General features: G+C 73.3%; 20 protein-coding genes. 5 read left to right on the top strand and 15 right to left on the bottom strand.

The features are described 5' to 3' along the window. Window positions 1-16 precede the first annotated feature (16 nt). The 4 genes from AB0M79_RS05675 to ftsY form a co-directional block, all read right to left on the bottom strand. Window positions 17-355 (bottom strand): P-II family nitrogen regulator, encoded by a 339-nt coding sequence (locus AB0M79_RS05675; protein WP_212828248.1) that lies wholly within the window; start codon window positions 353-355, stop codon window positions 17-19. A gap of 24 nt (window positions 356-379) precedes the next feature. Beyond that, the gene (locus AB0M79_RS05680; RefSeq protein ID WP_364208128.1) at window positions 380-1,714 is read right to left on the bottom strand and encodes an ammonium transporter; all 1,335 of its coding nucleotides are present in this window, start codon (window positions 1,712-1,714) and stop codon (window positions 380-382) included. Window positions 1,715-1,948: 234 nt separating this feature from the next. Further along, window positions 1,949-2,779, bottom strand: coding sequence for an aminoglycoside phosphotransferase family protein (locus AB0M79_RS05685; RefSeq protein WP_364208131.1), 831 nt, complete (start codon window positions 2,777-2,779; stop codon window positions 1,949-1,951). Between the two features lie 6 nt (window positions 2,780-2,785). Continuing rightward, window positions 2,786-4,015 carry a signal recognition particle-docking protein FtsY gene (ftsY, locus tag AB0M79_RS05690; RefSeq protein WP_364208134.1) on the bottom strand — a complete coding sequence of 410 codons (1,230 nt, stop codon included), beginning with the start codon at window positions 4,013-4,015 and terminating at the stop codon, window positions 2,786-2,788. Between the two features lie 165 nt (window positions 4,016-4,180). Between ftsY and AB0M79_RS05695 the strand changes: the two genes are divergently transcribed. Both AB0M79_RS05695 and AB0M79_RS05700 read left to right on the top strand, forming a co-directional pair. Continuing rightward, window positions 4,181-6,019, top strand: a complete 1,839-nt coding sequence (locus AB0M79_RS05695) for an alkaline phosphatase D family protein (RefSeq protein ID WP_364208817.1) — start codon at window positions 4,181-4,183, stop codon at window positions 6,017-6,019. Further along, window positions 6,016-6,537, top strand: coding sequence for a DinB family protein (locus AB0M79_RS05700; RefSeq protein ID WP_357535732.1), 522 nt, complete (start codon window positions 6,016-6,018; stop codon window positions 6,535-6,537). Before AB0M79_RS05695 ends, AB0M79_RS05700 begins: the two co-directional genes overlap by 4 nt. 50 nt (window positions 6,538-6,587) lie before the next feature. Here AB0M79_RS05700 and AB0M79_RS05705 read toward each other — a convergent pair whose 3' ends face one another. The 3 genes from AB0M79_RS05705 to AB0M79_RS05715 all read right to left on the bottom strand — a co-directional run bounded on the left by AB0M79_RS05705 (window position 6,588) and on the right by AB0M79_RS05715 (window position 11,292). Then, window positions 6,588-7,211, bottom strand: coding sequence for an HAD-IA family hydrolase (locus AB0M79_RS05705; RefSeq protein ID WP_364208137.1), 624 nt, complete (start codon window positions 7,209-7,211; stop codon window positions 6,588-6,590). Continuing rightward, entirely contained in the window at window positions 7,208-10,789 is a 3,582-nt protein-coding gene (gene smc, locus AB0M79_RS05710; protein WP_364208140.1) for a chromosome segregation protein SMC, read from the bottom strand. The genes AB0M79_RS05705 and smc overlap by 4 nt, the downstream gene beginning before the upstream one ends. A 308-nt stretch (window positions 10,790-11,097) precedes the next feature. After that, entirely contained in the window at window positions 11,098-11,292 is a 195-nt protein-coding gene (locus AB0M79_RS05715; protein WP_357535726.1) for a hypothetical protein, read from the bottom strand. 384 nt (window positions 11,293-11,676) lie between these two features. Between AB0M79_RS05715 and AB0M79_RS05720 the strand changes: the two genes are divergently transcribed. The 3 genes from AB0M79_RS05720 (at window position 11,677) to AB0M79_RS05730 (ending at window position 14,162) form a co-directional block, all read left to right on the top strand. Next, complete coding sequence (locus tag AB0M79_RS05720; RefSeq protein WP_364208143.1) at window positions 11,677-12,492, top strand: CAP domain-containing protein; 816 nt, start codon at window positions 11,677-11,679, stop codon at window positions 12,490-12,492. Between the two features lie 232 nt (window positions 12,493-12,724). Continuing rightward, window positions 12,725-13,345, top strand: coding sequence for a spherulation-specific family 4 protein (locus AB0M79_RS05725; protein WP_364208146.1), 621 nt, complete (start codon window positions 12,725-12,727; stop codon window positions 13,343-13,345). A 1-nt stretch (window position 13,346) separates the two neighbouring features. Then, window positions 13,347-14,162 carry an endo alpha-1,4 polygalactosaminidase gene (locus AB0M79_RS05730; protein ID WP_364208149.1) on the top strand — a complete coding sequence of 272 codons (816 nt, stop codon included), beginning with the start codon at window positions 13,347-13,349 and terminating at the stop codon, window positions 14,160-14,162. 70 nt (window positions 14,163-14,232) lie between these two features. On the opposite strand, the gene mutM is transcribed toward AB0M79_RS05730, so the two are convergent. The 8 genes from mutM to rsmD all read right to left on the bottom strand — a co-directional run bounded on the left by mutM (window position 14,233) and on the right by rsmD (window position 19,740). Then, the gene (gene mutM, locus AB0M79_RS05735; RefSeq protein WP_364208152.1) at window positions 14,233-15,087 is read right to left on the bottom strand and encodes a bifunctional DNA-formamidopyrimidine glycosylase/DNA-(apurinic or apyrimidinic site) lyase; all 855 of its coding nucleotides are present in this window, start codon (window positions 15,085-15,087) and stop codon (window positions 14,233-14,235) included. Next, window positions 15,080-15,976, bottom strand: coding sequence for a ribonuclease III (rnc, locus tag AB0M79_RS05740; RefSeq protein WP_364208155.1), 897 nt, complete (start codon window positions 15,974-15,976; stop codon window positions 15,080-15,082). Before rnc ends, mutM begins: the two co-directional genes overlap by 8 nt. A 126-nt stretch (window positions 15,977-16,102) precedes the next feature. Continuing rightward, on the bottom strand, window positions 16,103-17,056 hold the full coding sequence (locus tag AB0M79_RS05745; RefSeq protein ID WP_364208158.1) for a phosphate acyltransferase PlsX: 954 nt from the start codon (window positions 17,054-17,056) through the stop codon (window positions 16,103-16,105). A gap of 104 nt (window positions 17,057-17,160) precedes the next feature. Then, window positions 17,161-17,334 (bottom strand): 50S ribosomal protein L32, encoded by a 174-nt coding sequence (rpmF, locus tag AB0M79_RS05750; protein ID WP_357535714.1) that lies wholly within the window; start codon window positions 17,332-17,334, stop codon window positions 17,161-17,163. A gap of 5 nt (window positions 17,335-17,339) precedes the next feature. Further along, window positions 17,340-17,903, bottom strand: a complete 564-nt coding sequence (locus AB0M79_RS05755; RefSeq protein ID WP_364208161.1) for a YceD family protein — start codon at window positions 17,901-17,903, stop codon at window positions 17,340-17,342. Between the two features lie 99 nt (window positions 17,904-18,002). Next, a complete protein-coding gene (locus AB0M79_RS05760) occupies window positions 18,003-18,500 on the bottom strand; it encodes a hypothetical protein (RefSeq protein WP_357535711.1) in 498 nt (165 codons plus the stop codon). 191 nt (window positions 18,501-18,691) lie between these two features. Continuing rightward, the gene (gene coaD, locus AB0M79_RS05765) at window positions 18,692-19,177 is read right to left on the bottom strand and encodes a pantetheine-phosphate adenylyltransferase (RefSeq protein WP_364208164.1); all 486 of its coding nucleotides are present in this window, start codon (window positions 19,175-19,177) and stop codon (window positions 18,692-18,694) included. Further along, window positions 19,174-19,740: a 16S rRNA (guanine(966)-N(2))-methyltransferase RsmD gene (gene rsmD, locus AB0M79_RS05770; RefSeq protein ID WP_364208167.1), complete on the bottom strand. Its 567-nt coding sequence runs from the start codon at window positions 19,738-19,740 to the stop codon at window positions 19,174-19,176. The genes coaD and rsmD overlap by 4 nt, the downstream gene beginning before the upstream one ends. Window positions 19,741-19,966 lie beyond the last annotated feature (226 nt).

A 19,966-nucleotide genomic window follows, 5' to 3' on the forward strand; every position in this document is an offset into this window, starting at 1 on the left:
GTCATCGCGGGGGTTTTCAGAGCGCGTCGAGCCCGCGCTCACCGGTACGGACCCGGACCACGTCCTCGACGGCCGTGACCCAGACCTTCCCGTCGCCGATCTTGCCCGTACGGGCGGCGGCGACCACCGCGTCGACGACCTTGTCGACGTCGATCTCGTCGGTCAGTACCTCGACCCGGATCTTCGGCAGGAACTCCACCGTGTACTCGGCACCCCGGTAGACCTCGGTGTGCCCCTTCTGCCGGCCATAGCCCTGGACCTCGCTGACGGTGAGCCCGGCCACGCCCAGGGCGTGCAGTGCTTCCTTGACGGCGTCCAGTTGGTGCGGCTTGATGACCGCGGTCACCAGCTTCATGTCCAGTCCCTCCATCGCTGGAACTTAACCGGCGACCTTTTCGGTGGCCGGGGCGGCCGGCTCCGCCGGCTCGGTCGACGCGGTCGGCGCGGCGCTGGTCGGCTTGCCGACGATGGAGGCGAAGCCGCCACCGGTGCTGGAGAACTCGTACGCCGACTCGGCGTGCTCGGCGTTGTCGATGCCCTCGACCTCGGCCTCGGCGCTGGCCCGGAAGCCGATCGTCTTCTCGATGGCGAAGCCGATGACGTAGGCGACGACGAAGCTGTAGACCATCACCGCGACGACACCGAGTGCCTGCTTGCCGAGGAGGCCGATCCCACCGCCGTAGAGCAGTCCGGCGTTGCCCTCACCGGCGATGACCTCGACGGCGAGGAAGCCGATGAGCAGCGAACCGATGATTCCGCCGACCATGTGGACCGCGACGACGTCGAGCGAGTCGTCGTACTTGAGCTTGTACTTCAGGCCGACCGCGGCGGCGCAGACGGCACCGGCGATGAGGCCGAGGGCGATGGCGCCCAGCGGCTCCAGGTAGGCACAGGCCGGGGTGATGCCGACCAGGCCGGCGACGGCGCCGGAGGCCGCGCCGAGGGTGGTCGGCTTGCCGTCGCGCAGCCACTCGACCACGATCCAGCCGAGCACCGCGGCGGCGGTGGCCACCTGGGTGTTGATCAGCGAGATGGCGGCGGTGCCGTTGGCGGCACCGGCGGAGCCGGCGTTGAAGCCGAACCAGCCGAACCACAGCAGGCCGGCGCCGAGCAGGACCATCGGCAGGTTGTGCGGCTTGAACTTGTCCTTCGGCCAGCCGACCCGCTTGCCGAGCACCAGGGCGAGGGCCAGGGCCGCCGCACCGGCATTGATGTGGACGGCGGTGCCGCCGGCGAAGTCCAGGACGCCCATCTCGAAGATCCAGCCGCCGCCCCACACCCAGTGCGCGACCGGGAAGTAGACCAGGGTGGCCCACAGGCCGGCGAAGATCAGCCACGGGCCGAACTTGGCCCGGTCGGCGATGGCGCCGCTGATCAGCGCGACGGTGATCACGGCGAACATCAGCTGGAAGCCGGCGAACAGCAGGTCGGGGATGCCGCCCTCGGTGCCGGACTCCAGCATCCCGCGCAGGCCGGCGGCGGACAGGTCACCGGTGATCCCGCCGATGTCCTCGCCGAACGCGATGCTGTAGCCGTAGAAGACCCACAGCAGGCTGACGAGTCCGATCGCGCCGAAGCTCATCATCATCATGTTGAGTACGGACTTGGAACGCGTCATGCCGCCGTAGAACAGCGCCAGACCGGGTGTCATGAGCAACACCAGGGCGGCGGACGTCAAAATCCAGGCGGTGGCACCAGAATCTAGCTCCGGCACGCTGCCTCCTCTCAGGTGAGATAACCACCGGCCTATGAGGCAGCATCGCCCGACGCCGGTTGCTGGGAAGCTTCCGGCGCCGCTGTTTCACCCGCCGTCACCACGCGGTTTCGACCACGTCACGGGTTGTTTCGCACGTGTGAAGAAAACCTCACAACAGCGGGAACGGACAGGGGCATATCAACCGAATAGCCCATGCCAGCTGTCGAAGAGGTGACAGGTGTACCGCGCTTGTTAACGCAGTGCGTATTCGAGGGTGTGCCGCTCGTAGTCGAGCAGCCGCAGGTCGCGCATCGGACGGCGCAGATGCCCCTTGTGCACGATCCGCACGAACGCCGGGTCACCGGCCGCCGCCATCCGGCGGATGCCCTCGACGTGGTCGACGACCCGCTTGCGGATCGTGCGGACCAGCCGGTGCCGGTCGCGCGGGATCAGCCCGTACGCGTCGGCGAACAGCCGCAGCCGGCGCGGCCGGTCGGGGCGCTTCCAGCCCAGCGTGTAGGAGTCCCGGTCGGAGAAGAGCGGCACCCACGTCCACGCCGCGTACGCCACGTCGTAGATCCGGGCGCCGGGCGAGGCGAGGTCGAAGTCGATCAGGGCGAGGGTGCCGTCCGGCCGCCAGATCACGTTGTGCGGGGCGGCGTCGTGGTGGCAGATCACCTCGGTGTCCGGCGGCGGCGGCCCGAACGAGCGCCACACCGCGTTCGGCGGCGGCTGGAAGCCGTACTGGGCGTCGTGGAACATCCGCAGCATCGTCGCGACGGTCACCAGCGCCTCGTCGGTGACCCAGTGCGGCGCCAGCGGGTATTCGCCGCACTCCCCCTCCAGGTACGACAGCACCTCGCGGTTGCGCTCGTCCATGCCCAGGGCGCGGGGCGAGCCGGTGAAACCGACGTACTCCAGGTGGCGCAGCAGGGCGTGGACCGACTGGGTCCACGGCCCGACGTTGCGCCGGACGGTGTCACCCACCCGCACGACGGTGCTCACGTTGCCGCCGTGGAGCGGGATCTCCTGCGAAGTCACGTGCGGTCTCCCGTGGCGTAGCGCCTGATCGCGGTAAGTCACCCGAGGTTACGCGTCCGTGCCAAGCGGCTCGGTACCCAGGAGCGCGTCGACGAACTGCGCCGGGTCGAACGGGGCCAGATCGTCGGGGCCCTCACCCAGCCCGACCAGCTTGACCGGGATGCCCAACTGCCGCTGTACGGCGATCACGATGCCGCCCTTGGCGGTGCCGTCGAGCTTGGTGAGCGCCACCCCGGTCACGTCCACGACCTCGGTGAACACCCGGGCCTGGCTCAGCCCGTTCTGCCCGGTGGTGGCGTCGAGGATCAGCAGCGTCTCGTCGACCGGGCCGTGCTTCTCCACCACCCGCTTGACCTTGCTCAGCTCGTCCATCAGGCCGACCTTGTTCTGCAGCCGGCCGGCGGTGTCGATCAGCACGGCGTCGACGCCGGTGTCGATCCCCCGGCGCACCGCGTCGAACGCGACGCTCGCCGGATCGGCGCCCTCCGGGCCACGGACCACCTCGGCGCCGACCCGGCCGGCCCAGGTGGTGAGCTGCTCGGCGGCGGCGGCCCGGAACGTGTCGGCGGCGCCGAGCAGCACGCTGTGGCCGTCGGCGACCAGGACCCGCGCGATCTTGCCGCAGGTCGTCGTCTTGCCCGCGCCGTTGACCCCGACGACCAGCACGACGGCCGGGTTACGGACGCCGTCACCGGCAGCGGTCGGATTGACCTTGAGCGAGCGGTCCATCGCCGGGTCGAGGGCGTTGACCAGCTCGGCGGCGAGCAGCGCCCGCAACTCGGTCGCCGACCGGGTGCCGAGCACCTTGGTCCGCTCGCGGAGCCGGTCGACGATCTCGCGGGTGGCGTCCACCCCGACGTCGGCGGTGATCAGGCTGTCCTCGATCTCCTCCCACGCGTCCTCGTCGAGGTGGTCGCGGGAGAGCAGACCGAGCAGGCTCTTGCCGAAGGCGTTCTGCGAACGGGCGAGCCGGGCCCGCAGCCGGACCAGCCGGCCGGCGGTCGGCTCCGGCTTCTCCACCGTCGGTGGCGCGACCGGTGGCGGCGCCGGCGGGGCGGGCACGGTCGGCGTCTCGACCGGCGGCGGCGCGACCAGGACGTCCTGCTCGGCCTCCGGGGTCAGCACCGGTGGCGGCACCGGCCGGTCCTCGACGCTGGTGCCGGTGGTGGTCCCGCCGGGCGGGGGGCCGGGGCGCCGGCGCAGCCGGGGCACCATCAGTCCGAGACCACCGAGCACCAGGACGCCCAGCAAGATCAGAGCGAGGACGACGTAATCCATGCGGGAAATCCTGTCAGATGGCGCCCGGTGTGTGTCGGGCACCGCACCCGTCGGGCGGTAAACGTCACCCCCACGGTCGGGCAGGGGTAGCGGCCGGGGCGCCGGGGTAACAAGGATGGGCTTCCAAGCCCCCACCCCCGGAGGTCCACCATGGGTGTCCAGCCCATGCCCAGCGCCACCGCCGAACTGCTGATCGGGCCGCTGCTGCGGCGGGTGGTCGGCACCCGCGCCACGGTCTGGGTGGAGACCAGCGGCCCCGGCACGGTCAGCGTGCGTACGCCGGACGGGGCGGGCGGCTCCGCGGCCACGTTCACCGCGTTCGATCACCACTACGCGCTGGTCGTGGTCGACGGGCTGGCCCCGGACGCGGTGACGCCGTACGAGGTCTTCATCGACGACGAACGGGTCTGGCCGCTGCCGGACTCGCCGTACCCGGCGAGCGTGATCCGGACCCGGCGGCGCGACGGCGACGACGCGGGTGCCGTACGGCTGATCTTCGGCTCCTGCCGGGAGACGACCCAGCACTCGACGACCCGGCGGCTGCGGCCGGACGCCCTCGACGCCTACGCCCGGCGGCTGATGACGCGCGGCCCCGACTCGCCGGAGCGGCCGGACCTGATGGTGCTGCTCGGCGACCAGGTCTACGCCGACAACACGTCGCCGAAGGTCCGCCAACTGCTGCGCGGGCGGCGGAACCGGCCGGCGGGCGCCCCCGCCGACCAGGTGGTCAGCTACGACGAGTACACCAAGCTCTACCTGGAGTCGTGGCGCGACCCGGAGATCCGCTGGCTGCTCGCGACCGTACCGAGTGTGATGATCTTCGACGACCACGAGGTGATCGACGACTGGAACACCTCCCGGTCGTGGCGCGACGACGTACGGCGGGAGCCGTGGTGGGCCGAACGGATCGCCAGCGGGCTCGCCTCGTACTGGGTCTACCAGCACCTGGGCAACCTCGAACCGGAGGAGATCGCCACCGACCCGGTCTACGCCGCGGTGGTCGGTGCCGACGACGCGACCGGGGTGCTGCGGGAGTTCGGCGCGCGGGTCGATGCCGAGTCCGACTCGTCGCCGCCGGCGCGCGGCTACCGGTGGAGCTACCGGGTCGACGTCGGACGGACCCGGATCGTCGTGCTCGACAACCGGTGCAGCCGGGTGCTGGACAACGGGTCGCGGGCGATGCTGCCGCCGGACGAGTGGTCGTGGTTCGTCGACCAGACCCACGGCGACTACGACCACCTGGTCGTCGGGGCGTCGCTGCCGTGGCTGCTGCCGCCCGGCATCCACCACCTGGAGGCGTGGAACGAGCGGCTGGCCGGGTCGGCGCGGCCCCGGGTCGCGGCCCTGTCGGAGAAGATCCGCCAGGTCTTCGACCTCGAACACTGGGCGGCCTTCCACCGCTCGTTCGACGACCTCGCCGAGTTGTTCGCCCGGCTGGGCAGCGGCGGGCGCGCGGCGGCCCCGGACCGGGTCGGCGCCGGGGCGGGGGCCGGGAACGCCGCGTCCGGGACCGCCGGGCCTGGGACCGGCGGGGCCGGCGGGGCCGGTGAGGCTGCCGAGGCCGGGGGCGGTACGGCCGGCGGGCAACGGGTCGGGGCCGGGCCGGCCTACCCGCCACCGGCGTCGATCAGCGTGCTCGGCGGCGACGTGCACCACTCGTACGTGGCCCGGGCGCACTTCGCCGTCGAGGTGACCACCCCGGTGCACCAGTTGACCTGCTCGCCGATCCACAACCAGGTGCCGGCGTTCATGCGGCCGGTGATGCGGCTGGGCTGGTGGCGCGGGCCGGCGTCGGCGGCCGGGGCGCTGGCCCGCTCCGCCGGGCTGCGGCGCCCGGTCGTCGGCTGGCGCAAGCTCGCCGGCCCCTACTTCGGCAACGCGATCAGCACCCTGTTGCACGAGGGCCGGTCGGCGCGGGTGACCGTCGAGGGCACCCGCAAGGACGGCGAGTTGCGGATCGTGGCACAGCAGGCCCTGGCGGCAGGTGGAAGGATGCCGGGATGACCTGGACCGCCCCACCCGCCGAACGCGCCACCGAGCCGTACACGGGACCCGAACGCCCGATGCTGGAGGGCTGGCTCGACTGGCACCGGCAGACCCTGCTGACCAAGTGCGCCGGGCTCACCGCCGACCAGTTGCGTACGGCGAGCGCCGAACCGTCCAACCTGACCCTGCTCGGCCTCGTCCGGCACATGACCGAGGTCGAGCGGGCCTGGTTCCGCAGGCGGTTCGCCGGCGAGACGATCGGTGAGGTCCACTGCTCGGAAGCCAACCCCGACGGCGACTTCGACGACGTGGCGACCGCCGACGCCGCGGCCGACCTCGCGGCGTTCCAGCGGGAGATCGAGCTGGCCCGGGCCGCGGCCGCCGGCCACGACCTCGACGAGACGTTCTTCCACCAGCGTCGCGGGGCCGAGATGAGCCTGCGCTGGATCTACCTGCACATGATCGAGGAGTACGCCCGCCACAACGGCCACGCCGACCTCATCCGCGAACGCATCGACGGCGCCACCGGCGACTGACGCGGGGCGCCACCGGCGCCCGACGAGTGTCAGGCGGCGCCCGACGAGTGTCAGGCGGCCAGCGCGGCGCGGACGTACGGGAGGTCGGCCGGACCGCTCCAGCGCAGGGCCGACAGGCCCGCGGCGCGGGCACCGCGTACGGCGCGGTCGTCGTCGTCGACGAGAAGCACCTGGTCGGGCACGGTGGCGAGCGCGGTGGCGGCGGCGTGGAAGTACTCCCGCGACGGCTTGGCCGCCCCGACGACCGACGAGTTGACCACCAGATCGACCTCACCGGCGAGCCCGAGCGCGGCCAGGTCGGCGTCGAGCAGGTCGGTGGCGTTGGTGCCCAGCCCGACCCGTACGCCGGCGGCCCGGACCTCGCGGACCAGGGCGAGCACGTCGGGGTCGACCTCGCCCCGGTACGCCTGCCAGGCGCCGACGGCGGCCCGGGCGGTGTCCACGCCACCGGCCTGCTCGGCGAGCGCCTCGGCCACCCCGGCCATCCAGTCGGCGTGGCTGACCTGCCCGGTGACCGCGGGGTTCAGCCGCTCCGGTGCCATCGCGGCGCCGTGCAGGCTGCCCGTGGCGAGGCTGTACTCGCGTTCGACGCCGGCGGTGACCGCCGGATCCCAGCGGCGGAGCACGCCGTCGAGGTCCAGCAACAGGGCGGTGACGCGCTTGCGCTGGCTCATTCCCCGCCTCCGGTGTTGATCCGCTGGCTGATGACCTGGGTGACGCCGCCGCGCATGGTGACGCCGTAGAGCGCGTCGGCGACCTCCATGGTGCGCTTCTGGTGGGTGATGATGATGAGCTGACTCTTTTCCCGTAGCTGGGCCATCAGGGTGATCAGGCGGCCGAGGTTGACGTCGTCGAGCGCCGCCTCCACCTCGTCCATGATGTAGAACGGGCTGGGCCGGGCCCGGAAGATCGCCACGAGCATCGCGACCGCGGTCAGCGACCGTTCGCCGCCGGACAGCAGCGACAGCCGCTTGATCTTCTTGCCCGGCGGCCGGGCCTCCACCTCGACCCCGGTGGTGAGCAGGTCGTCGGGTTCGGTCAGCACCAGCCGGCCCTCGCCGCCGGGGAAGAGCACGGTGAAGACCTGCTCGAACTCGCGGGCGGTGTCGGCGTACGCGCTGGCGAAGACCTCCAGGATGCGGTCGTCGACGTCCTTGACCACGGTGAGCAGGTCGCGGCGGGTGGCCTTGAGGTCCTCCAACTGCTCGGAGAGGAACTTGAACCGTTCCTCCAGCGCGGCGAACTCCTCCAGGGCCAGTGGGTTGACCTTGCCGAGCAGGGTGAGTTCGCGCTCCGCCTTCGCCGCCCGCTTCTCCTGCGCCGGCCGGTCGTACGGCACCGGTTCGGGGACCGGCTTGCCGTCCTTCTCGGCGGCGGCCACGTCGGCCGGGGTCGGCGGCACCGGGTTGGCGGGGCCGTACTCGGCGATCAGGGTCGCCACGTCGAGGGCGAAGTCCTCGGCGGCCTTGGCCTCCAGCTGCTCGATCCGCATCCGCTGCTCGGCCCGGGCCACCTCGTCGCGGTGCACCTCGCTGGTCAGCCGTTCCAGGTCGGCGCCGAGCCGCTTGGCGGTCGCCCGGGTCTGCTGGAGTTCCGCCTCCCGGTGCGCCCGGGCGCGGGCGATCTCGTCGCGGGCCCGTTCGGCGGTGGCCAGCGAGCCGGCCAGCCGGGCGAGCGCGTCCCGGGCGCCGAGTTCGACGGCGCGGGCGATGCCGGCGCCGCGGACCCGGGCGGCCTTGCGGGCGGCGGCGCGTTCGCGGGCGGCCCGTTCGGCGTTCGCCTGGCGCAGCAGCGAGTCGGCCCGGCCGGCGATCGAGGCGACCCGCTCCTCGGCGGTGCGGACCGCGAGGCGTACCTCCATCTCGTTCTGCCGGGCCCGGGGCAGCGCGGCGGCGAGTTGGTCGCGCTCGTCGGTCGACGGGTCCTCGTCGATCGGGGTGGCCTCGGCCAGCCGCAGCCGCTCCTCCAGCTCGGCGATGCCGGCGAGGTCACGGTCGCGGGCCTGCTCGGCCCGGTCACGCGACGCCGCGAGCCGTTCGGTCTCGGCCTTGGCGGACCGGGCGGCGGCGCCGAGTTCGGCGAGCCGGCGGGCGGCGGCGTTGCGCTGCCCCTCGGCCTCGCGCTTGGCGGCCGCGGCGACCGAGACGGCCTCCTTGCGGTCGGCGACCTCGGCCCGGGCCGCGACGAGTTGCTCCTTGAGTTCGGCGCTGGTCGCCTCGGCGGCGACCCGGTTGGCCCGGGCCTCCTCGACGGCGGCCTGGACCTCGATGAAGCTCGGCGCCTTCGCCGAGCCGCCGGCCGCCGCGTAGGCGCCGACCACGTCGCCGTCGGGCGTGACCGCGCGCAGCTCCGGGTTGCGGGCCGCCAGCCGGGCCGCCGCCTCAAGATCATTGACGAGTACGACGTCCCGCAGCGCCCGGTGCACGGCCGGTCGTACCTCTTCGGGGCATTTGACCAGGTCCGGCGCCCAGCGGGCGCCCTCGGGCAGGGCCGGGCGCAGCGCGTCGGCCGACCCGGTCATCCCGGGACCGTCGGGACCACCGACCAGCAGGTCGGCCCGCCCCGCGTCGGAGATCTTGAGCAGCCGCATCGCCTCGGTCGCCTCGTCGACGCCGCTGACCGCGACCGCGTCGGCGAGCCCGCCGAGCGCGGCGGCCAGCGCCGCCTCGTGCCCCGGCTCGACGGTCAGCATCGCGGAGAGGTTGCCCAGCAGGCCCGGCACCTGGTCGGCGCGGGCCAGCAGCGCCCCGGCGCCGTCCTTGCGGCGCAGGCCCATCGCCAGCGCCTCCTCGCGCGCCTTCCAGGTCGCCGCGTCCTTCTCGGCGGCCCGCTCGGCGTCGGAGAGCTGCCGTACGGTCGCGCCGGCCGCCTCGTGCGCGGCCACCGCCTCGTCGTGCCGGGCGTCGAGGTCGGCGTTGTCGCGGTCGGCCTCCGACGAACTGGCGGCGACCGCGTCGACCTCGGCCTGCGCCTTCTCGGCCCGGCCCAGCGCGTCGGCGTGCGCGGCGGCCAGCCGGGCGATCTCCTCGGCGGCCGAGCCACTGCGGGCCCGCGCCGAGTTGACCTGGCCGGTGAGCTTCGCCAGCCCTTCCCGCCGGTCGGCGATCGCCTTCGCGGCGACGACCAGCGCCCGTTCCGCCTCGGCGAGCTGCCGCTCCAGTTCCTGGCGGCCCTCGACCGCCTCGGCGAGGCGTACCTGGTCCTCGGTCAGCGCGGCCCGCAGGTCCTCCTCCTGGGCCCGGACCCGCTCGGCCTCGGCCGCGAGCTGGTCCGGGTCACGGCCCGGGCGCTCGTCCTCGGGCGCGACGCTGAGGTGCCGGTGCCGCTCGCCGGCAAGCTGCTGGGTGGACCGGAACCGCTCCTGGAGCGTGGACAGCCGGTACCAGGTGTCCTGGGCGGCGGCGAGCAGCGGGGCGTCCTGCGCCAGCGCCGCCTCCACCTCGGCCAGCCGCTCCTGCACCACGGCGTGCTCGGCCTCGACGATCTCGCGACGCTCGCGCAGCGCCGCCTCGTCGGCGATCTCCTTGTCCAGCGTGGAACGCAGGGTCGCCAGGTCGTCGGCGAGCAGCCGCAGCCGGGCGTCGCGCAGGTTGGCCTGGATGCCGGCGGCCCGCCGGGCCACCTCGGCCTGCCGACCAAGCGGCTTGAGCTGGCGACGCAGCTCTGCGGTCAGGTCGGTGAGCCGGTTGAGGTTGACCTGCATCGCGTCGAGCTTGCGCAGCGCGCGTTCCTTGCGCTTGCGGTGCTTGAGTACGCCGGCGGCCTCCTCGATGAAGGCGCGCCGGTCCTCCGGCTTGGCGTGCAGTACGGCGTCGAGCCGGCCCTGCCCGACGATGACGTGCATCTCCCGGCCGATGCCGGAGTCGCTGAGCAGCTCCTGGATGTCGAGCAGCCGGCAGGAGTCGCCGTTGATCTCGTATTCGCTCTCGCCGGACCGGAACATCCGGCGGGTGATCGAGACCTCGGTGTATTCGATCGGCAGCGCACCGTCGGTGTTGTCGATGGTGAGGGTGACCTCGGCCCGGCCCAGCGGCGCCCGGCCCGCGGTGCCGGCGAAGATCACGTCTTCCATCTTGCCGCCCCGCAGCGCCTTGGCGCCCTGCTCGCCGAGCACCCAGGCGATCGCGTCGACGACATTGGACTTACCGGACCCGTTGGGACCGACCACGCAGGTGATCCCCGGTTCCAGCTTCAATGTCGTGGCGGAGGCGAAGGACTTGAAGCCCTTCACCGTCAGGCTCTTGAGATGCACGCTTCCGATCCTCGTCGACGTGGCCGCCGGGCTGCCGGCCCGGCGCTGGCCGCCGGCCGGGCGGGCGGCCGCGGTGCCCACTCCTCAGCTCGTCGGGGGCCACCGGTCGGCCCGTCACCGGGGCGGACGGTCCCGGCCATTGCGCAGCGTAACCCGCATCGGCACGGTCGACGGAACGGCACGCGCCGGCCGGCCGGGCCGAGGGCAAAAAGCTGCGCGCCGACACGGAATGGTCGGCGCGCGTTTCGTGTGGTGCGATTCAGATGTGCGGGCAACGGCGCCGGGGTCACCGGCCTCCGCAGTTCGGATCAGGCCATTGCCGGCTCTGCCAGCCGCAGCAGTTCGTCTGCTTCGGCGGCAGCCGCGGCGAGCCGATCGTTGTCGGCGCGCAGGCGGGTGATCTCGAACTCAAGTGCCTCGACCCTGGCACGCAGTCGGGTGACCTCGTCGAGCAGGCGCCGGTCGGGCGCCACGCCAACGTGGCCGTAGAGGGCCTTCGCCATATCAACTCCTTGTAATGCGCTGCCGGAAAGGCCGGTCAAACGCGCGCCCAGCTTGGTCGCGGCGAAGTCCCCGGGCACACGGGGACAGGATCGGGCGCGACTGGCGACACCTCTATAGTCCGCCGATGTCGGGGCAACGTCAAGCTGCGCGGGGCACGGATCACTCTCACGGCACCCCGCCCGGCCGTGGCGGCCACCTCCGGGTACAGACAGAGATCACTGTCCGGACGCCGCCGATGCTACCGACCGGACGTTTCCGGCCCGCTAACGATGATCTCTTCCCAGCCTTATGTCTTCCTTAGCCGGATTGCCCGGGCGACGGCCGGCTGCGTACGGTCGCACCGGCCCCGACCCCGGCCGACCCGAGCAGACGGAGGCGACAGCGTGTACGGCGACAGCCACGACACCGACCGGCGACCGGCGTTGCGCGGACGGGGTCGGCACCGCGGCCCGCGCCGGCTGCCCGGCCTCTTCGGGCTCGCCGCCGTGGTCAGCGTGCTGCTGGTCGGGCTCGGCGTCGGCGCGGCCCTGCTGCCGTCGTACCTCGCCGGCGGACCCGAATCGACCTCGACCGGGGTCACCACCGGGGACGGCGCCGGCAACGGTCTGGTCAGCCCGGACGAACTGCCGCTGCAGACCGACCCGGCCACCCCGACCGGGGAGCCGTCGACCCCGGCCACCCCGAGCGGCAGCCCGTCACCGAGTGCCACCCCTACCTCGGCCGGCCCCAGCCCCACCCCGAAGGCGTCGAAGACCAGCGCCACGCCCCGGCGCACGCCGAGCCGTACGCCCACGACACGCACCGAATCCGGCGGCGGCAGCCAGGAGGAACAGGTCGTCGCGATCGTCAACCAGCGGCGGGCCGAGGCCGGCTGCGGCGCCGTACGCACCAACGCCGACCTGGCGAAGGCGGCCCGGCTGCACAGCGAGGACCAGGCGGCGCACAACCGGATGTCGCACGAGGGCAGCAACGGCAGCTCGCCGTGGCAGCGCGCCGAGCAGGCCGGCTACCAGCGGGCGATCAGCGAGAACGTGGCCGCCGGCTACCGGACCCCGGCCGCGGTCATGGAGGGGTGGATGAACAGCCCCGGCCACCGGGCCAACATCCTGAACTGCGACGCCAAGGCGATCGGCATGGGCATCGCCCGGTCGGGCGACGGCACCATCTACTGGACCCAGATGTTCGGCTCCGTCGCCTGATCCCCCGGGCGGCCGGCTCCCCCGGTCGCGCCGCCCGCGCCCGGTGCCCACGCCGTCCGGATCGCGCGCCCGGCCGGGCCGCCCGCGGCCGTGCCGCCGGACACTTCCGGCTCGTTGACCCCGGGTGGAGCGGTGTGCCGCGGCCGGACGGCGGGGCGGCGTCGTCGGCGGCACCCCGCCCCGGCCTGGCCAGCACGGCCCGCGCCGTTCCAGAGCCCGGGGGAGCTCATCGATGACCGTACTGCTGCCTCTCTACGTCCATCCGGCGGTGGACCCGGCGGCGTGGGAACCGGACCGGCTGCGCGGCGCCACCGTCGTGGTCGACGGGCACGACGCCCCCGCCTATTGCCGGGTCACCGCCCGGCTGGCCGCGGCCGGCGTGCCGGTGCTCGGGTACGTCGACCTGGCACGGGCCGCCCGGCCGCTCGCCGACGTACTCGCCGACGTCGACGGCTGGACCGGCCACCCCGTCGCCGGCGTCTTCCTCGACCGCGCCCCCACCGGCCCGGCCGCCGTCGGCCCGGTCGCGCTGGCGGTACGGGCGGCCCGGCGGGCCGGGCTGACCGAGGTCGTCCTCAACCCCGGGGCCCCCACCGACCCGCTCTACCGCCGGCTCGGCGTCGCCATCTGCACCTTCGAGGGCGGCTGGCCGGACTACCGGCGGTGGACCGGTGCCGGCGGCGAACTCGGCGACGGCCACTTGGTGCACTCGGTGCCGCCGGCGCAGCTCGCCGCGGCGCGGCGGCTGATGGACTGGCGGGGCGCCGGGTTCGGGCTGGTCACCGACCGGGGGCTGCCGCACCCGTACGGCGGGCTCCCCAGCCGCCTGGACGTTCCCACCCCGGCGCGCTGACATGCCCGGGGCGTGCGCGCCGCGTACCCGCACCGCCGGGTCGGTGGCCGTGGTGCTGGTCGTACTGGTGGCCGGGGTGGCCTGCGGCGACGACCGCGACCCGCCGGTCCCCCGCCCCTGGCCGACGCAGACGGCGCTGACCTGGCAGTGGCAGCTCACCGGCGAACCGGACGTCACCGTCGACGCCGACGTGTTCGCCCTCGACGGGTTCACCGCCACCGCCGACGAGGTCGACCGGCTACGCGCCCGGGGCAAGCGGGCCGTCTGCCACGTCGAGGCCGGAGTGCTGCGCACGTCGCGACCGGACGCCGGCCGCTTCCCGCCCCAACTGCTCGGCGAACCCACCGGGCGGCCGGGCGAGTGGTGGGTCGACATACGGCAGTGGGGGGTCCTCGAACCGATCCTGACCGACCGGTTCCGGCTCTGCCGGGGCAAGGGTTTCCACGCGGTGGCGCCGTACGACGTGGACGGTTACGCGCACGACCCCGGCCTGCCGCTGACCTTCGACGACCAGATCGTCTTCAACCGGCGGCTGGCCGACCTGGCCCGCTCGCTCGGGCTCTCGCCGGGCCTGGTCAACGACATCGACCAGGTCGCGGCGCTGGAACCCGACTTCGACTTCGCCGTCAACGAGGAGTGCTACGTGGCGGCCGAGTGCGACCGGCTGCTGCCGTTCGTCGCGGCCGACAAGCCGGTCTTCCACGTCGAGTACGACGCCGACACCACCGAGTTCTGCCCGACGACGCGCGCGCTGGGTTTCGCGTCGATACACAAGAGTCGCGAACTGGGTGCCTGGCGCGCGCCGTGCCTCTTCTGATCGCCGGGCCTCTGCTGATCGCCGGGCCGGTTCCGATCGCCGGGCCGGGGCGGCCCGGCCCGGCGCCCGGTCAGGGGCGCGGGAGGCGCGGGCGGGGCTGGCAGCGCGGGCAGCTGAAGGAGGAGCGGTTCATGAACGGCTCGCGGCGGATCGGGGCCCCGCACCGGTGGCACGGCAGCCCCTCCCGGCCGTACACGTCGAGCGACCGCTCGAAGTAGCCGCTCTCGCCGTTCACGTCGACGTACAGGGCGTCGAAGCTGGTGCCGCCGGCCTTGATCGCCGCACCGAGCACGTCGCGTACGTGCCCGAGCAGCCGGCTCACGGCCGGCCCGGTCAGCGCGGCGGTCGGCCGCAACCCGTGCAGCCCCGCGCGCCACAGTGCCTCGTCGGCGTAGATGTTGCCGACGCCGGAGATCAGCGTCTGGTCGAGCAGGGCCCGCTTGACCTCGGTGCGCCGCCGTCGCATCGCGGTCACGAAGTCCGCGTCGGAGAACTCCGGGTCCATCGGGTCACGGGCGATGTGCGCGATCTCCGTCGGCAGGTCGGCGCCGCCCTCGGAGTACGACAGTCCGCCGAACGTGCGCTGGTCCACGAAGCGCAGTTCCGGTCCGCCGTCGTCGAAGGTGAACCGGATCCGCAGGTGCGTCTCGTCGGGCGTCCCCGCCGGCTGCATCAGCAGCTGCCCCGACATGCCGAGATGCCCGATCACCGCGTCGCCGCTGTCCAGCGGCAGCCACAGGTACTTGCCCCGGCGGCGGACGTCGACCACCCGCTGGCCGGCGAGGACCGCCGCGAAGTGCGCGGCGCCGGGCAGGTGGCGGCGGATCGCCCGCGGGTGCCGTACGTCGACGGCGGCGAACCGGCGCCCGGTCACCCACCGGGCCAGCCCCAGCCGGACCGTCTCGACCTCGGGCAGCTCAGGCACGCCGGCTGCCGGACGGGTCGGGATCCGGGATCGACACCCCGTCGGCGGCCGCCGGGACGGGGCCGGCCGCCGCACCGGGCTCCCCCACCGGGACGGCGTCTGCCGGGGCGGTCGCGTCCAGGCCGGTCGCGTCCGGGGCCGCGGTCGGCCGGTCCGGCGGCACCTCCGTCGGCTCGGCGACCTGCTCCGACAGCGTCCGCCAGGCCGCCTCGGCGGCCCGCTGCTCGGCCTCCTTCTTGCTGCGGCCGTCGGCGCCGCCGTACCGCTCGCCGGCGACCACCACCCACGCGGTGAACGTCTTCGCGTGGTCCGGGCCGGCGTCGTCGATCCGGTACTCCGGCACCCCGACCCCGAGCGCCGCGGTCAGCTCCTGGAGGCTGGTCTTCCAGTCCAGCGCCGCGCCGCGCCCGGCGGAGTCCGCCATCAACGGGTCGAACAGGCGGTGGATCACGATCGAGGCGGTGTCCAGCCCGTACTGGAGGTAGATCGCGCCGAGCAGCGCCTCCAGGGTGTCGGCGAGGATGCTCGCCTTGTCCCGGCCGCCGGTGGTCTCCTCGCCCTTGCCGAGCAGCAGGTAAGGCCCGAGGCCCTGCGGCCCGAGGCCGCGGGCGACGTCGGCCAGGGCCCGCATGTTGACCACGCTGGCCCGCAGCTTGGCGAGCTGCCCCTCCGGCAGGTCCGGGTGGTTGTGGAAAAGCGCCGCCGTGATCACCACGCCGAGCACCGAGTCGCCGAGGAACTCCAGCCGCTCGTTGGTCGGCAGGCCGCCGTTCTCGTACGCGAACGAGCGGTGGGTCAGGGCCCGCTCCAGGAGTTCGGGGTCGAGGGAGATCCCGAAGGCCGCCTCCAGGTCGCCGATCGACGGCCGTCTGCGCCTGTCGTTGCTCATGTGCTCACCTCGCCGCTGTGGTCGCCGTGGATCGGGTGCACCGTGGCCGGTGCCGTCAAAGTCGAGGTCATGCGGTCCCCTCGCTCCGCTCGCTTCGCTCGCATGCGCCCCCCTCGCTTCGCTCGGTCATGCTGTCACCTCGGCCGAGGCCGCGAGCAGGGTGGCGACGGTGCGGGTCGCGGCGCGGCGGTGCAGGTGGGCGGCGAGCGCGATGCCGGAGGCGACGTCGGCGCCGTCGGCGGCACCGTGGCAGACCACCACCGTGCCGGGCACGCCGAGCAGGGCGGCGGCGCGGGGCACACCGCCGGCCGCGGGTGGCCCGCCCGCCATGGCGTACGCCCCCTCGATGCCCTTGAGCAGCACGTTCCCGGTGAACCCGTCGGTCACCACGACATCGGCACGGTCACCGATGCCGAGGTCGTAGCCCTCGACGAGTCCCACGTAGGTGGCGTCGCCCGGCAGGCCGACGGCGGCGAGGAGCGGGTCGGCGGCCCGGCGTACCCGGTCGCCCTTGCCCGGCTCGGCGCCGACGGAGAGCAGGCCCACCCGGGGCCGGGCGATGTCGTGGACGACGGCGGCGTAGGCGGCACCCAGGATGGCGTGCCTGGCCAGGGTCGTCGGCCGGGCCTCCAGGGAGCCGCCGACGTCGAGCAACACGACCGGGCCGTGTACGGCCGGCAGGCTCGCGACCAGCGCGGGGTGCCGGACGTCGGGCCAGCGGCGCAGGCCGAGTACGGCGGCGGTGACGGTCGCCCCGCTGGCACCGGCCGACACGACGGCGTCGGCGGCACCCTCGGCGACCGCGGCGACGGCGGCCCGGACGGTGGTGTCGGTCCGGCTGGCCCGGGTGGGTGCGTCGGCCATGCCGACCGCGTGGTTGACCGGGCGTACGGCGACCCGGTCACGCTGGGCCGGCGGGAGCACGGCGAAGACCTCGTCGGCCGTTTCGGGTGGCCCGACGAGTAGCAGATGCAGTCCAGGATCGGCGTCGCATGCCCGCAGAGCGCCGTCAACCACGACGGCGGGAGCGTTGTCCCCGCCGAGGAGGTCGACGGCGATCCGCACGGTCCCCGGCTCCACGGACCCGGCCGTCGAGTCGCGGCCGGCGGGAGCCGGGGCACCGGGCGATGGCCAGGGCCTGCGCGCCGCCTGACCGGAAGTCGGAGGCGTCACGCTGGCCGGCGTCAGACCTCGATGACCTGGCGGCCGTTGTAGGTGCCGCACACGGTGCAGGCGGTGTGGGGCAGCTTCGGCGACCGGCACTGCGGGCAGGCCACAGTCGCGACCGCCGCGACCTTCCACTGCGCCCGGCGGGACCGGGTGTTGCTGCGCGACATCTTGCGCTTGGGGACGGCCACGGTTCCTACTCCTCTTTACGGGTCAGTTGCGACAGGCTCGCCCAGCGCGGGTCGATCTGCTGGTGGCTGTGGTCAGCCGGCAGCTCGTCCCACTGCACCCCACACTCGGGGCACAGCCCTGGGCAGTCGTCTCGGCACAGCGGGTTGGTCGGCAGTGCGAGCACCACCGCATCCCGCAGCGCCGGCTCCAGGTCGATCAGGTCGCCCTGCAGCCGGCCCACCTCGTCCTCGTCGGTCGTCTCGTCCGTGGTGCTGTTCTCGTAGGCGTACAGCTCCTGGACCGTGACGGTCAGCGAGTCTCCGATCGCGCGCAGGCACCGCCCGCACTCGCCCTGGACGGAACCGCTGACGGTTCCGGAGACGAGCACACCCTCGGACACCGATTCGAGTCTCAGGTCGAGATCGAGGTCGGCGCCTTCCGGCACACCGATCAGCTCCAGTCCGAGGTCTGCCGGCGCCGGCACCACCCGCTTGACCGTACGCAACGCGCCAGGCCGGCGCGGCAGCTCCCTCGTGTCGAGGACCAGCGGCGACCTGGGGTCGAGGTGGATCGGCGAATGTTTGGGCATAGTCAGACTCCGGCCTGTGCGAGGCCGACGTTGAAGGTTACCTGAGCAGGGACCTCAGCGTCGAACCGGGGCACCGTAGCAGCGGCCCCGAACGGGTGGTCAGAAAGTCAGCGGGCGTTCGGTGTCCTCGCCACCGAAGTTGCCGATCTCGCGCAGGGCGTGCATCTTGTCCCGCCCCCGCTCGATCGAGGCGAGCGCCCGGGTGAGGAACTGCTCGAAGTTGGCCAGCGCGGTGTCGACGTAGTCGTCGACCTCCTCACGCAGCCGCTGCGCCTCGGCGCGGGCCTCGGCGACGATCCGGGCGCCCTCGTGCTCGGCCGAGACGGTGATCTCGTTGACCGAGACGAGACGGGCGTGTTCGGCCTCGCCCTCGCTGATGATCCGGTCCGCCTCGCGCTTGCCGGCGTCCATGATCTTGTCGCGCTCCTCCAGCAGGGCCGCCGCCCTGCGCAGGTCACCGGGGAGTTCGGCGCGCAGCTCGTCGAGGATGCCGATCATCTCCCCACGATCGACCATGCAGTTGTTGCGCGACATCGGGACGGACCGCGCCGTCTCCAGGATGGCGATGATCTCGTCGATGCGGTCGAGCGGGTCCACCCGGCACCTCACCCCTGTAGTTCGTCGGCCGACCTACATGATGCGGGGTCGACCCAGATCCCTGCTCAACCAATCATGCGGTGCGGGAGCGACAGGAGGACCGACCCGGGCCGACACGGCGCGTCGCCGGACGAAGCGAGCACCCCGGACCGTACGGGGACCTTCCGCCGGAAAACCACCCGTCGGACCTGTCACGCCCCCGCGGAGCGCAGGCGGTCGGCCAGGCGGGCGAGGACCGGTTCCGGCAGATGCGCCGACACGTCCCCGCCCCACTTCGCGACCTCCTTCACCAGGCTCGACGAGACGAAGGAGTAGAGCGGGTTGGTCGGCATGAAGAGGGTCTCGACGCCGGCCAGCCCGATGTTCATCTGGGCCATCTGCAACTCGTAGTCGAAGTCGCTGACCGCGCGCAGCCCCTTGACCACCACGCTCGCCTCCTGCGCGCGGCAGAAGTCGACCAGCAGGCCGCGGAACGACTCGACCCGTACGTTGCCGTAGCAGGCGGTGACCTCGCGCAGCAGTTCGATCCGCTCGTCGACGGTGAACAGGCCCTGCTTGGACTGGTTGATCAACACTCCGACGATCACCTCGTCGAAGAGCCGGCTGCTCCGGCCGACGATGTCTAGGTGTCCGTTGGTCACCGGATCGAACGAGCCTGGGCACACCGCACGTCTCATGATCGGCGACCGTACCAAAGCGTGGTCTCGCCGTAACGCCGGACGTTCTCGCCCGTGACGCCTTCCACCCAGGTGACCGCGCCGCCCCGGGTCGCCCGTTCGACCACCACGACGGCGTCCGCCGCCAGCCAACCGCCATCGACGAGGGCGGCCAGCATCGCGGTGACCTCGTCGTCCGGCACGGCGTACGGCGGGTCGGCCAGGACCACGTCGTACGGCTCCCCGTCCGGCGGCCCGGCGGCCAGCACGGTGCCGACCTTGCCGGTCACGACCCGGACCGCCGGGCCGCCCCGCAGGGCGGCCACGTTCTCCCGGATGGTCCGGACGGCCCGCTGGTCGGACTCGACGAGCAGCACGTGGGACGCGCCCCGCGACAGCGCCTCCAGGCCGAGCGCGCCGGACCCGGCGTAGAGATCGGCGACCCGGGCCCCGTCGAGGTCGACCCGGGTGTCCAACGCGCTGAACAGGGCCTCACGGACCCGGTCGGAGGTCGGCCGGGTCTGCCCACCCGGCGGTGCGGCGATCCGCCGTCCGCCGAACGTCCCGGCGACGATCCGCGTCATGACACCTCCAACCGTCCGTCCCGTCGCCGTCCACACGGGCGAGGACCGCCTCGACGCTACGCGACGAGCAGCGCCGTCCGGCCGCCGGTCGGACGATGACCATGCCACCCTCGGTGCGCGGCGGGCAGCTTTCCGTAGATCAAAGATCTCGGATGCGTATCAGCGTCCTTAGCGGTCCATGAGGGCCACCGGTGCGCGCCGCGAGCCGATATGGTCTGGCGCTGTG

Origin of the sequence: Polymorphospora sp. NPDC051019 (assembly GCF_040683055.1) — a bacterium.
GTDB classification, from domain to species: domain Bacteria; phylum Actinomycetota; class Actinomycetes; order Mycobacteriales; family Micromonosporaceae; genus Polymorphospora; species Polymorphospora lycopeni.

Coding starts and splice junctions, on each gene's coding strand:
- AB0M79_RS05675 (WP_212828248.1), bottom strand. CDS start 355: ATGAAGCTGGTGACCGCGGTCATCAAGCCGCACCAACTGGACGCCGTC.
- ftsY (WP_364208134.1), bottom strand. CDS start 4,015: ATGGATTACGTCGTCCTCGCTCTGATCTTGCTGGGCGTCCTGGTGCTC.
- AB0M79_RS05695 (WP_364208817.1), top strand. CDS start 4,181: ATGCCCAGCGCCACCGCCGAACTGCTGATCGGGCCGCTGCTGCGGCGG.
- AB0M79_RS05700 (WP_357535732.1), top strand. CDS start 6,016: ATGACCTGGACCGCCCCACCCGCCGAACGCGCCACCGAGCCGTACACG.
- AB0M79_RS05705 (WP_364208137.1), bottom strand. CDS start 7,211: ATGAGCCAGCGCAAGCGCGTCACCGCCCTGTTGCTGGACCTCGACGGC.
- AB0M79_RS05715 (WP_357535726.1), bottom strand. CDS start 11,292: ATGGCGAAGGCCCTCTACGGCCACGTTGGCGTGGCGCCCGACCGGCGC.
- AB0M79_RS05725 (WP_364208146.1), top strand. CDS start 12,725: ATGACCGTACTGCTGCCTCTCTACGTCCATCCGGCGGTGGACCCGGCG.
- AB0M79_RS05730 (WP_364208149.1), top strand. CDS start 13,347: ATGCCCGGGGCGTGCGCGCCGCGTACCCGCACCGCCGGGTCGGTGGCC.
- rnc (WP_364208155.1), bottom strand. CDS start 15,976: ATGAGCAACGACAGGCGCAGACGGCCGTCGATCGGCGACCTGGAGGCG.
- AB0M79_RS05755 (WP_364208161.1), bottom strand. CDS start 17,903: ATGCCCAAACATTCGCCGATCCACCTCGACCCCAGGTCGCCGCTGGTC.
- coaD (WP_364208164.1), bottom strand. CDS start 19,177: ATGAGACGTGCGGTGTGCCCAGGCTCGTTCGATCCGGTGACCAACGGA.
- rsmD (WP_364208167.1), bottom strand. CDS start 19,740: ATGACGCGGATCGTCGCCGGGACGTTCGGCGGACGGCGGATCGCCGCA.